This is a genomic window from Yoonia sp., from assembly GCF_017854565.1.
GTDB lineage: Bacteria > Pseudomonadota > Alphaproteobacteria > Rhodobacterales > Rhodobacteraceae > Yoonia.
In genome coordinates, this window is the sequence record NZ_JAFMHJ010000007.1 from 79,305 (window position 1) to 92,656 (window position 13,352).

Here is a 13,352-nt window from a genome sequence, read left to right on the forward strand (position 1 = left end):
GATCTGAACTGCATGCCGCCGCCTGTCTGCATCCACCGCATTGGTTGATCTTTGTCAACGCCCGGCTGTCGGCAGTGGCCCAATATTGGTCAGCTTGCCCAAGCTGACCCGTTCCAACCGCGACCAGGAGACACCGTGGCCAAATACACGCCAGAGTTTGCTTATTCCACCGCCTTGCAGGACGTCGTGCAGCAGTTGAATGCAAATCTGGAAACGGGTCTGGATGAGGCAGAAGCCAAGAAACGCATTGACGCCTATGGGCCGAACCGGTTGCGCAGGCAGAAAAAGCAAAGCGCATTCTCAATTCTGATCCACCAATTCAAGAGCCTCATTGTCTGGTTGCTGTTGGCCGCCGCTGTCATGTCGTTTTTTCTGGAAGACTACGCCGAAGGGGTCGCGATTTGCGCTGTGCTGGCGCTCAATTCCGCGATCGGCTTTTTTACCGAATACAAGGCCGCGCGATCAATGGAAGCGTTGATGCGCATTGCCGAAGTACAGACGCGCGTGCTGCGGGCGGGTGACGTACGGATGATCGACGCGCGCGCATTGGTGCCGGGCGACGTTGTGATCCTCGAGGCGGGCGATGTGGTGACTGCGGATCTGCGGCTGAGCGAGGCGGCAAATTTGCAGGCTGACGAATCCATCCTGACAGGTGAATCGGTGCCTGTGCTCAAAGCCACCCAAGCCACCGATCAGAACGCCGCTTTGGGGGATCGCCTCAGCATGGCGTTCAAAGGAACCGCAATCACCCAAGGCACCGGCGCGGGCATCGTCACAGCGACGGGGATGCACACCGAACTGGGCCAGATCAGCGATCTTGCCCACAGTGCAAAAGCTGCGGCGGCCCCGCTTGAAAAGCGTCTCGACCAGCTGGGGCATCGTCTTGTTTGGCTGACGCTCGCGCTTGCCGTGCTGACCATAGGTGCCGGCATTCTAAGGGGGCATGACGTTGCGATCATGGTGCAGACGGGCGTCGCACTGGCCGTTGCGGCCGTACCCGAAGGGTTGCCGGTCGTCGCAACGCTAAGCCTCGCGCGTGGCATGTGGCGCATGAGCAAGCGTAACGCATTGATTACCCGCCTTTCTTCGGTTGAAACTCTGGGTGCGACGACGGTCGTGCTGACGGACAAGACTGGAACACTGACTGAAAACCGCATGACAGTGGTGCGGTATCTGCTGGCCAGCGGCGATGTCGATATCAACCGGGCAGGTGGCAAGGTCAGATGTGGCGATTCCGAGAAGGTATTTGATCCGCAGTCTGACACTCCGCTTGGCTGGGCGCTTCGGATCGGGGCGCTTTGCAGCAATGCAGAGTTGGGCGATGGGTCGAAAGACGGCGGCGCCGGGGACCCTATGGAGATTGCTCTTCTTTCGGTGGCCGACGAAATGGGCATTGGACGTCAGGCGCTGCTTGGCGATTATCCGGAAATCCGCGAACATGCGTTCGATCCTGATCGCAAGATGATGGCCACCGAGCATGAGAATGGCAATCAGTTACTGGTCGCGGTGAAGGGGGCCCCCGAGGCGGTGATTGACGCATGCACACAGGTGATTGGCGCAGACGGGGTGCAAAAGATCGACGACAATCTGCGCCATGACTGGACACGGCGCAATGCCCAAGCGGCACAAGACGGGCTGCGTCTTTTGGCACTGGCAATGAAGCAGGATGCGGCAAAGGATGCGGATCCATATGATGATCTGACCTTGGTTGGCCTTGTCTGTCTGCGCGATCCGGTCCGCGAAGATGTCCCGCAAGCGATTGCCGCGTGCCGGGCTGCGGGTGTCCGTGTGGTCATGCTGACCGGCGATCAGGCCAATACCGCCGAAAGCATCGCGCGCCAGGCCGGCCTTGGTGACGGCGACATGACCGTGATCGAGAGCGGCGAGATCGCAGGTCTTGATGTTGACACGGCCAATGAGGAGGAGCGCAGGCGGGTTCTGGCAGCGGATGTCTTTGCCCGCGTTGCGCCGGACACGAAACTTACGCTTGTGACGCTTTTTCAGCAGGCCGGGCATGTGGTTGCCATGACGGGCGACGGCGTGAATGACGCACCTGCGTTGAAAAAAGCCGATATTGGCATTGCCATGGGCCAGCGCGGCACACAGGTCGCGCAGAACGCTGCAGATATGGTTCTTCAGGATGACAGGTTCGAAACGATCATTGCCGCCATGCGGCAGGGCCGGGAAATTTTCGGTAATATCCGTAAATTCGTCGTTTACCTTATGTCGTGCAATGTCAGCGAGGTGCTGGTCGTGGGGATTGCGGTTGGTGCCGGACTACCGACGCCGCTTTTGCCGCTTCAGATCCTGTTTCTAAATCTTGTGACGGACGTATTTCCCGCTTTTGCACTGGGGCTGGGGCAGGGTGACGAAAACGTCATGACCAAACCGCCGCGCGACCCTGACGTGCCCATCGTCGATCGGTCGCGCTGGGTTCTGATCGGTGTTCTTGGTGCGGCAATCACGGTTGCCACGCTTGGCGCATTCGCCATCGCGCTTTATGGTCTCGAACTGGAAACCGGTCCTTCGATCACGGTGGCGTTCCTGACGCTGGCGCTCGCGCAGCTTTGGAACGTGTTTAACGTCCGGGACCGGGCTTCGGGGCTGTTCGACAACGAGGTCACGCGGAACTTGTATGTCTGGGGCGCGATCAGTCTTTGCCTTGGTTTGATCGGACTTGCGATCTGGTTTGCGCCTCTTGCGGGCCTTCTTGGCCTGCCGGACCCCGGACCGCGTGGCTTGACGCTTGCTGGGCTAGCAAGCCTCGCGCCGCTGGGGTTCGGTCAGGCTTGGATTCTGCTTGCCGGGCCAGAGGTGGCCAGATCGGCGACATCGGCCCCAAAAGGCTGATAGTCCCGCGGCCCTGAATGCCTGCTGTCTTTCGTGGTGCGCCGTTGTCCGGTCTGGCAACGCAATCGGCGACCAGCTTTGCCAAAGTGTCGATTAACCGCGGTCAATGCACCGGGCGCGATGATCAGGCAACCTTGGTTCAGGAAGATGCCACAGACGGCATCAATGCAATCGTGAAAGGAGACACCCCATGTCCATGCTCAAGGTCATCGAAGTGCTGGCGGAATCCGAGGAAGGGTTCGACGCTGCTGTGCGTACCGCCGTCATGCAGGCCGCGCAAAGTGTTCGCAATATCAAGTCCGTCTATATCAAGGAGATGAACGCGCAGGTGGATGGCGGGCAGATCACGCATTACCGGGTGAACGTCAAGATCAGCTTTCTGCTCGACGATCAAGCCGTGGGTTGACCGCTGCGCGCCATGATCGCCACTTCGGTCGTGGCAATGTACGTTTTGATGTATCTCAACACCTATAGTCTCGACCATGTGTACTGGAGCCAGACGCGGGCTTGGATGGCGCTTTATATGGGCGCTGTCATGGCGCTGATCATGCTGGCCTACATGCGCGGTATGTACGGGAACCGTACAGCAAACATAACCATTCTGGCGCTGAGTATCGTGGTATTCGGCGCTTCGTTGTATTTGCTGCGAAGTCAGCGAACCGTCGATGACGTTGCTTGGATGAAGGCAATGATCCCGCATCATTCCATCGCAATTCTCACCAGCGCACGCGCCCGCATCAATGATCCGCGTGTGCGTGCGCCGGCCGATCAGATCATTGAAACCCAACGGCGCGAGATCGCTGAAATGAAGGGTCTGATTGAAGATCTGCAATCGCCCTGACATGGGCCGGTCATCTGACGATCACCGCGTTTCGGCGACAAAAGGGAAATGAATAATGCCGTTCAGCAGGGACCAATTCTTTGCCGTCTTCGCGCAGTATAATGCGGAGATGTGGCCGATGCCGATTGCCGGCTATGTCATTGGCTTGCTTGCGGTTGGGTTGCTATTTTGGGAAAGCCGCGCATCGGCGATCATGATCCCAACCTTGCTCGCCGCGTTGTGGATCGCCAATGGCGCTGGATATCACGCGATTTATTTTGCGCAGATCAATCCGTTGGGCCCGGTCTTTGCCACGCTGTTCTTGGGTGTGTCACCGCTTGTCTATGGGGATATGAATTTCAGGTTGCGGCGGGATGCACGCACCGTGGTGGCACTTGGGCTGGTTGGCTTTGCGATGGTGATCTATCCGCTTTGGGGGGTGTTGGTGGGGCACCTCTACCCGGCGGTTCCGGTCTTTGGTTCGGCGCCTTGTCCGACGACGATTTTCACGATCGGAATTTTGTTGCTGGCCGATTGGACGGCGGCGCGTTGGCTGATGGTTGTCCCCGGCATTTGGGCGATGATCGGCGGGTCGGCGGCGATCCTGCTGGGCGTCCCACAGGATTGGGGGCTGTTGGTTGCGCTTGCGATGATCGTCGTTTTCGCCATCGGGCGGTTGCGGGACGCCGCATTTGCGCGACATTGAACCGGTAAGGCCCGCGCCCGGATCCGGCTTGCGATGCCTTTGGACCATGCGACCGTGCAGTACGGATCCGTCCTGACCCAAGTCCGGCCTGCGGGGCAAACCTGTTGTGCCGCGTTGCGAGAAAGCTCGACATCTGGTGGATTTAGGTAGAAGACGACCTTTATGGTGCGTGGCCTGGCTGCCTCGGATACGGATCAACCGGATAGGGGATCGGGGGCTGTTTTCAGGGCCGACCGCACGTAAGCGACGGCCAGTTGAATGGCCTGTGCCAAGGTGGGTATCTTATTTCATGAAACCGAAAATCCTGACAACACTGGCGACCTATGATCGCCAGCAGTTCACCAGCGACGTGATCGCCGGCGTGACCGTGGCAATGGTGGCGTTGCCTCTCAGCCTTGCCATTGCAATCGCATCTGGCGCCGGTCCGGAAAAAGGACTTGTCACCGCGATTGTCGGCGGGTTCCTGATCTCGCTGCTTGGGGGGAGCCGGGTGCAGATCGGTGGGCCAACCGGCGCGTTTATCGTTGTCGTCTTCGGAGTTATCACCGAACACGGCTACGACGGGCTTGTCCTTGCGACCTTGATGGCGGGTATCATTATGTTGGTCGCGGGTTATCTGCGGGCCGGAAGCCTTGTTGCCTATGTTCCCGAACCGGTGATCAATGGATTCACCATCGGGATTGGGATTATTATCGCGACAAGCCAACTCAAGGATTTTTTCGGCCTGTCGATGGCGCAGCCTCCTGCAGAATTCATCGCAAAGGTCGCGGCACTTTGGGCGGCCCGCAATTCGCTCAATGCGCATGCGCTCGGGGTCGGCCTTGCGGCGATGATCATGATCGTAGGACTGCGCCGCATCGCGCCGCGGTTTCCGGGGCTGGTCGTCGCCGTCGGTCTGGCGTCGGCTGTTGTTGCAGTGGCGATGCTGCCGGTGGATACTATATTTTCGCGGTTCGGCGCATTGCCGCGCACGCTGCCCATGCCTGCAATTCCCGACATCAGCGTCGCCCGGATTATCGAACTGCTGCCTTCGGCTGTGGTCATCGCATTCCTTGCGAGCATTGAATCGCTGTTATCGGCGATGGTTGCGGACAAGATGATCGGTGGCCATCACAGGTCGAACGCAGAAGTGATGGCGCAAGGCTTCGCCAATATCGGGTCTGCTTTGTTTGGGGGTCTTCCTGCGACAGGGGCCATTGCGCGCACTGCGACGAATGTTCGCGCCGGGGGCAAGACGCCCGTTGCGGGAATCGTTCATGCCTTGACCATCCTGCTTGTCATGCTGCTGGTGGCGCCTCTGGCGGGTTATCTGGCGATGCCCGCGCTTGCCGGGTTGCTGATATTGACGGCTTGGAACATGAGCGAGCCGCACAAGTGGCGCGGCTATATGCAAACAAGTGCGTCCGATCGGTTTTTGCTGGTTCTGACGCTCGTCTTGACGGTGTTTGCTGACCTGACGATCGCCATCGGCATCGGCGTGTCCGTCGGTCTGGCCTTGCGATTACGCAAACACAGCGCCCGGATCGAGAGCGACTGGACGCCGCCGGATCGCTGAGTGCCATCATGGCCAATTCAATGATCCGACATGGCGACGGGAAGCATGACGCGCTTCGAAACCATCCTGCCAATCTTTGCGGGGAGAGTTGAGGATCAACGGACTTCCGATGCGTTCCGAAGTCGCCGCGACGATGGCCAGACCCAGCCCGCTGCCGGTGGTATCTATTCGGGCACGTTCGAACCGGGCAGCCAAACCGGGCAATTTGTAGTCGGCCACAATCGGTCCGGCGTTTGACACGCCCAATGTTGCGTCCTGTGGCAGCCAGACATCGACAGGTTCCGTGTCCGCGCCATGCCGCAAAGCATTTTCAATCAGGTTTCGACACAGGATGCCAAACGCGTCGGGGTCGATATCTGACATGACCGACGTGTCTGGCAGGCTCAGGGCAATGCGGCCCGGCGGGGTCGCTGGTTTCGGACTGCAGGCGCTGTGCCTGCGCTATGGCTACGGCGAGCGGCGTCCGCAACTCATGCGCAGCATTGGCGGCAAAGCTGCGTTCTGCGTCGAAGGCACCTTTGAGGCGCTTGAGCAGGGCATCAGGGTGGCAGCCATTGGTGCGATCTCGGATGGGATGCCCACGGTGGGCACGGGCGACAGGTCGCGCGCATCGCGGACGTCCAGCCGCTCGCGAAAGTGGCGCAGAGGTCCAAGGCTTGCGCGCACAGCGAGAATGATCGCGAGCAGTGTCACCGGGATGAGGAACAAGACGGGCAATCCAAGGCCAATCTGGATTTCACGCGCGACAGCCGCCCGGTGGTCCAGCGGCTCGGCCACCGTGATCGTGATACTGCCCTGCAATGTGTCGTCGTTGTAAAGCTGGTGGGTCGCGGTCTGCCGAAAACCCGGCCCGTCATCGGGTGAAAAAAAAATCGGGTCCGCCGAATGGGATTGCAGCAGGATCCGCCCTTGGATGTCCCGGACAACATAAGTGAAGAATTCGGCATGTTCGCGGATCGCACCGATGCGTGGTGTGACGCCGTCATCCTCACGCCCGACGATATCGAGGACCGCGAGCGGCAGAAGGTGCTGCGCGGTTTCCTGCAATGCGGAATCGAACACCTCGTCCATTTCATGGCGCAAAATCAAGGCCGTCACGTTCGCGGTGGCAACCCAAAGGACCGTCAGAAAAATGCCCAGAAGCAAAGCCAACCGGACCTGAAGGCTGCGCGGCAACGTCATGGGGCACCCAATCTATAGCCCATGCTACGCGCAGTCTCGATCACGGTGGCACCAAGTTTCTTGCGCAACCGGCTGAGATGCACCTCGATTGTATTGCTCTCGATTTCGGACGAAAACGCATAGTGTTTTTCTTCAAGCTGCGCCTTGGAAAGCAACTGACCGGGACGTGACAGGAAAGCCTCCAGAAGCGCCCATTCGCGGGCTGTCAATGGCACCGGCTTCCCGTGGCGGTGAATGCTGCGGGACGCAAGATCAACGTCCAGCGCGCCGTGGTTGATGATTGGGTTTGGATTTCCCGAATAGCGGCGCGCGACCGACCCAATCCGCGCGGACAGTTCGGCAAGGTCGAATGGTTTGACCAGATGGTCGTCGGCCCCCGCATTCAACCCCTCGATCCGGTCGGAAATCTGGTCCAGCGCGGTCAGGATGACCACCGGGGTCACGTCGCCCCGTGCGCGCAGCTCTTTGAGGAAACGGACGCCCCGGCCATCGGGCAGCATGAGGTCAAGCAGGAGCAGGTCAAAGGCCGCACTGGCCATCGCATCGCCCGCCGCATCAAGCCGGGTGACCCAGTTCACGCAGTGGCCGCCGCTGGCAATCTGGTCCCGTACGGCCGCGCCCAGAACGGTGTCGTCCTCAATCAGCAAGATGCGCATGGCAGGTCGGTTCCTTTCATGGATGCCTCTCCTTTACCACTTAGCCTTACGCGAAGCTGACGCAAATCAACTCTGCTGCTTCAGGAACGTGTCAGGTTAGATCGGCAAACTGCGCAACCTATAGCTGCAGAGCGGAGTTTGCCCCATGAACAAGACACTGACAATGCTGGCCCTTCTCTGGGCAGTTCCGGCTAACGCCGCGTTTGCCGACGATGAAGACTGCTTCGTGCCCATGGCCGACTGGCGGCCCCGCAAAAAGGTGGCAGAAATTGCCGCGCGAAACGGCTGGTCCGTGCGTCGGATCAAGATTGATGATGGCTGTTACGAGATCAATGGCCGCGATGCCGCCGGACGCGCAATCGAGGTGACCGTTCATCTGCAGACCCTGCAAGTGATCGAATTCGAATACGACTCCGAGGATGACGACGATGCGTAATGCCGTCGCACCCGCCGGCGCTGATCCAAAGATCCGCGTCTGGGACCCCCTGATACGGATCTTTCACTGAGGCCTACCTGAGCGCCGGGGAGCTTGACAGGGTTCACAAAATCGCTGGCTACGTCGTGGCGGGTCTGATCGCATTTCGGTTGGTCTGGGGGCTTGTCGGCACCAAATACGCCCGCTTTTCGCGTTGCATATTGCGGGTATTGTGCTGGCGTCGGTCGGCCACCACGAGAACCTTGCGCGGTCCATGGTGACCGGCGACAAGCGTGTGCCAGCTCCGGGCGATATCGCATGATCTGACACGTAAGGCCGATTGTCCCTTTGGCCCTGATCGGCCCCGCCTTGTCCGGCGGGGCTTTTTTGTTTCTGACGGCAGGCATAAGCAGGAATCGCCTGCGCGTCAGGAAGACCTCATGTCTGAAGCCCCGATTGAGGCCACCACGGCAATGGCGACCCGGTATGAAAACGACACTCACCCTTCTGATTGCAGCCACGGCACTGACCGCCGCCATCGGAGCACCCGTCTGGAGCGTGATCGACGTGCCGCCAGACGATGGGACATCGGGGTCTTTCGCGACAGTCGTCGACAACATGCGGGATGCGCTGCCGTTCATTCTCGTCAGTGATGACGATGATGACGATGATGAAGACGATGCATGTATCAGCAACGCCCGCAATCCTGCCCCTGTCGGGACGGTCGCCCCGCCGCAAATCGGTCTTTTTGGCAACGGCGCTGCGCCGCAAGCCCAGATGCCCGCCGCAACGCAATTTCTCAAAAGGTAATGCCAATGAAGTCCGTACTCGCTGCGCTTGCGATGACCACCGCGCTGACGATTCCTGCTATGTCCGCGCCGCAGGCCGCCGCTGGCTTAAGCGTTGCAGATCTCGCGGCACGCGTCGAAACTGCCTATCAGGGGATTTAGCAGATCAAGCGCGCGCCTTCGGGAAAGATCACCGCCTATTGGTTCGACGGTGGCACGCCGGGGTCGGCGGTTATTGATCCGGCGACGGGGCAGGGGGTCGCCTCTGCTGACCCCCAATCAGACACGACGCTGGCTGACCAACCTGCACCGGTCGCTGTTTCTGGATGGCGCGGGCCGCATCGCCATGGCGGCTGGGGCGGCTGCACGTGGAGATTGCCCGGGGGGTGGTGCCGGGTCTGACGCTCTGCGCGCTCACGGCTCTTTGGATGACCGCGTCGACCTTTGGGTTTCTGCCCGATGAAAGCGTGACACCGGACTTTCCGGCGCAAGTCAGTGGCGAATTTGGCGTGGCCCCGGCTGGCATTGAACTGCGGGCACAAACCCCGGTCACCGAACTGCGCGAACTGCGCTTTCCCTCGCCCGGGGATGCCACGGATGTTTTCACGCTGCACACCGACATCCACATGTTCCATCGGATTGGTTGGCTGCGTGCCGCCGTGCTGGGGGCGAACGATGGCCTCGTTTCAACCGCGAGCATGGTCGTCGGGGTTGCGGCGGCGGGGTCTGGGCGTCCTGAGATACTGATTGCGGGTCTCGCCGGGCTTGTCGCTGGGGCGATGTCGATGGCGGCGGGCGAATACGTCTCTGTCAGTTCTCAGACCGACGCAGAGCAGGCTGATATTGCGCGTGAAATCCGCGCGTTAAGTGAAATGCCCGAGGCGGAACTGGACGAATTGACAGCGATCCATGTTGGGCGTGGGCTGGATCAACACCTTGCGCGTCAGGTTGCGGTTCAACTGACTGAAACAGATGCCCTTGGCGCCCATGCGCATGTCTTGGCCCTGCACCAACAGGGTGTTGAAGCGCGGCTTTGCCAGCCCACAAATGTGGTGCAGCAGCGCCCACGGTCGCTGCTACGCTTGCGGTCGCGTTAACCCAAGATGGACTTGACGGCATCGACAGTGACGCCAACTACGGTGTCGACTTCGGCCTTTGTGATGCAGAACGGTGGTGCAAATCCGATGATGTCCCCCTGCGGCATGGCACGCGCAATCACACCCCGTTCCAGCATTGCAGCAACGATGCTCGGCCCGATCTTGCGGCTTGGATCAAAGAGCGTTGTGTTCGCCTTTTCCGCGACGAGCTCAACCGCGCAAAGCAGTCCTTCACCGCGTACGTCACCGACGTGGATGTGATCAGCAATCGCCTCCTTCATGGTCGCGTTCAGATAGGCGCCGACCTCCTTTGCATTCGCAATAAGGTTCAGATCGTCAATCAGCTTGAGGTTGGCCACCCCGGCTGCCGCACAAATCGGATGGGCAGAATAGGTCCAGCCATGCCCAATCGGGCCATTCTCATCCGTGCCTTGTTCCAGCACTTTCCAAACGCGATCCGAAATGATTGATCCGGAAAGCGGCGCATAGGCTGACGTCAAACCCTTGGCGATGGTAATGAAATCAGGTTTCATCCCGTAATGCTCAGAGCCGAACATGGTTCCCAGACGGCCAAACCCCGTGACTACCTCATCGGCGACCAGTAAGATGTCATGGCGATCCAACACGGCTTGGATTGCGGCCCAGTAACCCGCAGGAGGTGGCACAATGCCGCCTGTGCCCAACACCGGCTCGCCGATAAATGCCGCGATGTTTTCGGCACCCTCGGTTGCGATCAACGATTCCAGTTCTGCCGCACATTGCGCTGAAAATTGTGCCTCCGTCAGGCTGCGGTCGTCGCGGCGGAAGTAGTAGGGGGCGTCCGTGTGGATCACATTGTTCAGCGGTAAATCAAACTTGTTGTGGAAAAACGAAAGCCCCGTGAGCGATCCCGTCATCAGGCCAGACCCGTGGTATCCACGCCAGCGTGAGATGATCTTTTTCTTTTCAGGACGTCCAAGGATGTTATTGTAATACCAGATCAATTTGATGTTGGTCTCGTTTGCATCTGACCCGGTCAGGCCGAAATAAACCTTGGACATATGCCCCGGCGCGCGGTCCATGATCATTTTCGCCAGCGTGATCGACGCCTCCGTGCCGTGCCCGACATACGAATGGTAATAAGCGAGTTCATGGGCTTGCTCGGAAATGGCATCAGCAATTTCGTGGCGTCCGTAGCCCGCGTTGACGCAGTACAGCCCAGCAAATGCGTCAAGAAATCTGGTCCCGTCCCGATCCTGAATATGGACCCCGGATGCCGTTGAAATGATCCGCGTTGGTGTCTCTCCGCGGGCATGCTGCGCAAGGTGTGTGGACGAGTGAAAGAAGTTTTCCCGATCCCATTGGGCGAGTTGGTCATCATTGCGAAGCATAAGGCAGGCTTTCTGTTTGGGAGGTTAGGTTGTCAGCTCGGTGGCAAGAACGGCGATGCAATCACCCGACTGCACCAATCCAGGGTGATGGCGTGCGGTCAGGACGCCGTCCATCAGCGCGTAAAAGCTTCGGGGAGGGACCCCGACGTGATGGGGGTTCCAGATGCGGGCGATCAGATCGCCTTTGGCGACCGTCTGCCCAAGGGTGACGGAAAAATCGACAAGCCCGTTGTGGTTTGTGAAATGAAAGCAACCATCGTCATCTTGGGACAGCATACGCGAAGGCGCCAAAATAAGGTCGCCTTGCAGAATACCTGCATGGATGAGCAGATTACGCACCCCTTTGCGGGCGATATCGGTGGTGTAAGGTGTGGCTGTTCCACCGCCGCCGATTTCGGTCGTCACAAAGGTTTTGCCCTGCATCTCGACGGCGTCGTCGTACATGCCCAAGGCATCAATTTCGCGCATCTCAATGCTGAACGGGGCGTTGAAGGCATCGCGGGCGGCCCGGCAACGGAGTTGCTGTTCAGGATCGTCAAGGGCATGACACGCCGCGAAAGGAATGAAGTCGAGCGTCCTGCCGCCCGAGTGAAAATCCAACACCACATCGGCCATCGGCAGCAGGGTGCGTTGAAAGTAATCCGCAATCTTCTGGGTGGGTGTTCCATCCGGGCGACCGGGAAAGGTGCGGTTCATGTTCAGGTCGTCGATCGGCGAAACACGCGTGCCTGCCATAAATGCAGGATGATTCATAAAGGGAATGATGATGACCGTGCCGCTGACGTCCTGTGCAATCAGGTCCGCTGCCAGTTCGACAAGGGCAAGCGGCCCTTCGTATTCATCGCCGTGGTTTCCACCTGTCAACAGGGCACAAGGCCCGCTGCCGTTTTTCACTTGGGTGATCGGGATCTGGATCGACCCCCACGCACTGTCGTTGCGACTGTAGGGCAAGCGCAAATAGCCGTGCTGCACGCCATCGGCGTCAAAATCAATTGTCGGAGAAATTGGGTTGTCGCGCATCGACTACTCCTTGACCACAAGCGCTCTGGGCGTGGAGCAAAGACACTCTGCGCCTGTCTGGGTAATGACAATCGGTTCGGTGATTTCCAAGCCGCCGTCATCCAGCCAAAGGGCGGGCATGAAGTGAAAAGTCATGCCAGCCTCAAGAACTGTCTTGTCACCCGCGCGGAACGACATGGTGCGCTCTCCCCAATCGGGTGGGTAGGACAGGCCAATCGCATAGCCGCAACGGCTGTCTTTCGCAAAGCCAAGCTTGTTCAGCGTACGATTGAACGCAGCTGCGATATCTTCGCAGAGATGACCCGGTTTCGCCTGCGCAAGTCCTGCCTCAATCGCCTCCAGAACCGCCTTTTCCGCATCCAGATACTTCTGCGGTGGTTTGCCCAAAAACAGCGTGCGCGACTGCGGGCATTGATAGCGACGATAGGCCCCGGCGATCTCGAAAAAGGTGCTTTCTCCAGCTTTTAACGGGGCGTCGTTCCACGTTAAATGCGGTGCGGTGGCGTCAACGCCGGAGGGGGCCATCGGCACAATCGCGGGGTAGTCGCCCCAGTGGCCATCGGCGCCTAGAACAGAGGCATGAAAGATGTCGGCGATCAATTCATTCTTGCGCATGCCGATCTCGGCCTTGTCGCGGATCACCGCGTGCATACGCTCCACGATACGTGCAGCGCGGCGCATATACTCGATCTCGGTCGGCGACTTTACCGCGCGTTGCCAGTTGACAAGACCCGTCGTGTCACTGAATCGAACGGACTTCAGGCCTTGCTGCAGCGATAGGAACGCGGATGCCGTGAAGTTGCGTATTCCGGGGTGATCCGGCCAGTGATTCCGAAAGTATCCGGCCACTGATTCCGGAGCATCCGGCCACCCTGTGATGTGATGCTGCGAGG

At 59.3% G+C, this 13,352-nt stretch carries 12 protein-coding genes and 2 pseudogenes; 9 read left to right on the top strand and 5 right to left on the bottom strand.

The features are described 5' to 3' along the window. The first annotated feature begins 135 nt into the window (after positions 1 to 135). From QZ196_RS05080 to QZ196_RS05100, 5 genes are all read left to right on the top strand, one after another. Positions 136 to 2,850 carry a cation-transporting P-type ATPase gene (locus QZ196_RS05080; protein ID WP_296424558.1) on the top strand — a complete coding sequence of 905 codons (2,715 nt, stop codon included), beginning with the start codon at positions 136 to 138 and terminating at the stop codon, positions 2,848 to 2,850. A gap of 190 nt (positions 2,851 to 3,040) precedes the next feature. Beyond that, positions 3,041 to 3,256: a dodecin family protein gene (locus tag QZ196_RS05085; RefSeq protein WP_296424561.1), complete on the top strand. Its 216-nt coding sequence runs from the start codon at positions 3,041 to 3,043 to the stop codon at positions 3,254 to 3,256. Between the two features lie 12 nt (positions 3,257 to 3,268). Further along, positions 3,269 to 3,691 (top strand): DUF305 domain-containing protein, encoded by a 423-nt coding sequence (locus QZ196_RS05090; RefSeq protein ID WP_296424562.1) that lies wholly within the window; start codon positions 3,269 to 3,271, stop codon positions 3,689 to 3,691. 55 nt (positions 3,692 to 3,746) lie between these two features. Then, positions 3,747 to 4,376 (top strand): DUF6064 family protein, encoded by a 630-nt coding sequence (locus QZ196_RS05095; RefSeq protein WP_296424564.1) that lies wholly within the window; start codon positions 3,747 to 3,749, stop codon positions 4,374 to 4,376. 289 nt (positions 4,377 to 4,665) lie between these two features. Next, a complete protein-coding gene (locus QZ196_RS05100; RefSeq protein ID WP_296424566.1) occupies positions 4,666 to 5,931 on the top strand; it encodes a SulP family inorganic anion transporter in 1,266 nt (421 codons plus the stop codon). A 6-nt stretch (positions 5,932 to 5,937) separates the two neighbouring features. Here the strand turns inward: QZ196_RS05100 and QZ196_RS05105 are convergent. Both QZ196_RS05105 and QZ196_RS05110 read right to left on the bottom strand, forming a co-directional pair. Next, positions 5,938 to 7,113 (bottom strand): annotated as a pseudogene (locus tag QZ196_RS05105) (ATP-binding protein). Next, positions 7,110 to 7,769, bottom strand: coding sequence for a response regulator transcription factor (locus QZ196_RS05110; protein WP_296424568.1), 660 nt, complete (start codon positions 7,767 to 7,769; stop codon positions 7,110 to 7,112). Before QZ196_RS05110 ends, QZ196_RS05105 begins: the two are co-directional and overlap by 4 nt. A gap of 145 nt (positions 7,770 to 7,914) precedes the next feature. Here QZ196_RS05110 and QZ196_RS05115 point away from each other — a divergent pair, with 145 nt between their 5' ends. From QZ196_RS05115 to QZ196_RS05130, 4 genes and pseudogenes are all read left to right on the top strand, one after another. Continuing rightward, positions 7,915 to 8,205, top strand: coding sequence for a PepSY domain-containing protein (locus QZ196_RS05115; RefSeq protein WP_296424570.1), 291 nt, complete (start codon positions 7,915 to 7,917; stop codon positions 8,203 to 8,205). A gap of 465 nt (positions 8,206 to 8,670) precedes the next feature. Further along, positions 8,671 to 8,994 carry a hypothetical protein gene (locus QZ196_RS05120; RefSeq protein ID WP_296424573.1) on the top strand — a complete coding sequence of 108 codons (324 nt, stop codon included), beginning with the start codon at positions 8,671 to 8,673 and terminating at the stop codon, positions 8,992 to 8,994. A 5-nt stretch (positions 8,995 to 8,999) separates the two neighbouring features. Beyond that, on the top strand, positions 9,000 to 9,134 hold the full coding sequence (locus QZ196_RS05125) for a hypothetical protein (RefSeq protein WP_296424574.1): 135 nt from the start codon (positions 9,000 to 9,002) through the stop codon (positions 9,132 to 9,134). 464 nt (positions 9,135 to 9,598) lie between these two features. Continuing rightward, positions 9,599 to 9,964 (top strand): annotated as a pseudogene (locus QZ196_RS05130) (VIT1/CCC1 transporter family protein); the annotation flags it as partial. 101 nt (positions 9,965 to 10,065) lie between these two features. On the opposite strand, the gene QZ196_RS05135 reads toward QZ196_RS05130, so the two are convergent. The 3 genes from QZ196_RS05135 to QZ196_RS05145 all read right to left on the bottom strand — a co-directional run. Beyond that, positions 10,066 to 11,439, bottom strand: a complete 1,374-nt coding sequence (locus QZ196_RS05135) for an aspartate aminotransferase family protein (RefSeq protein ID WP_296424576.1) — start codon at positions 11,437 to 11,439, stop codon at positions 10,066 to 10,068. Between the two features lie 24 nt (positions 11,440 to 11,463). Continuing rightward, positions 11,464 to 12,459 carry a N(2)-acetyl-L-2,4-diaminobutanoate deacetylase DoeB gene (gene doeB / locus QZ196_RS05140; protein ID WP_296424578.1) on the bottom strand — a complete coding sequence of 332 codons (996 nt, stop codon included), beginning with the start codon at positions 12,457 to 12,459 and terminating at the stop codon, positions 11,464 to 11,466. A 3-nt stretch (positions 12,460 to 12,462) separates the two neighbouring features. After that, the coding region (locus tag QZ196_RS05145; RefSeq protein ID WP_296424580.1) for a M24 family metallopeptidase at positions 12,463 to 13,352 on the bottom strand (890 nt) is incomplete at its 5' end.

What these genes read in the sequence shown, in the direction of transcription:
- QZ196_RS05090 (WP_296424562.1), top strand. Translation starts at nt 3,269, where the DNA reads ATGATCGCCACTTCGGTCGTGGCAATGTACGTTTTGATGTATCTCAAC.
- QZ196_RS05115 (WP_296424570.1), top strand. Translation starts at nt 7,915, where the DNA reads ATGAACAAGACACTGACAATGCTGGCCCTTCTCTGGGCAGTTCCGGCT.
- doeB (WP_296424578.1), bottom strand. Translation starts at nt 12,459, where the DNA reads ATGCGCGACAACCCAATTTCTCCGACAATTGATTTTGACGCCGATGGC.
- QZ196_RS05120 (WP_296424573.1), top strand. Translation starts at nt 8,671, where the DNA reads ATGAAAACGACACTCACCCTTCTGATTGCAGCCACGGCACTGACCGCC.
- QZ196_RS05085 (WP_296424561.1), top strand. Translation starts at nt 3,041, where the DNA reads ATGTCCATGCTCAAGGTCATCGAAGTGCTGGCGGAATCCGAGGAAGGG.
- QZ196_RS05135 (WP_296424576.1), bottom strand. Translation starts at nt 11,439, where the DNA reads ATGCTTCGCAATGATGACCAACTCGCCCAATGGGATCGGGAAAACTTC.
- QZ196_RS05125 (WP_296424574.1), top strand. Translation starts at nt 9,000, where the DNA reads ATGAAGTCCGTACTCGCTGCGCTTGCGATGACCACCGCGCTGACGATT.
- QZ196_RS05110 (WP_296424568.1), bottom strand. Translation starts at nt 7,769, where the DNA reads ATGCGCATCTTGCTGATTGAGGACGACACCGTTCTGGGCGCGGCCGTA.
- QZ196_RS05095 (WP_296424564.1), top strand. Translation starts at nt 3,747, where the DNA reads ATGCCGTTCAGCAGGGACCAATTCTTTGCCGTCTTCGCGCAGTATAAT.
- QZ196_RS05100 (WP_296424566.1), top strand. Translation starts at nt 4,666, where the DNA reads ATGAAACCGAAAATCCTGACAACACTGGCGACCTATGATCGCCAGCAG.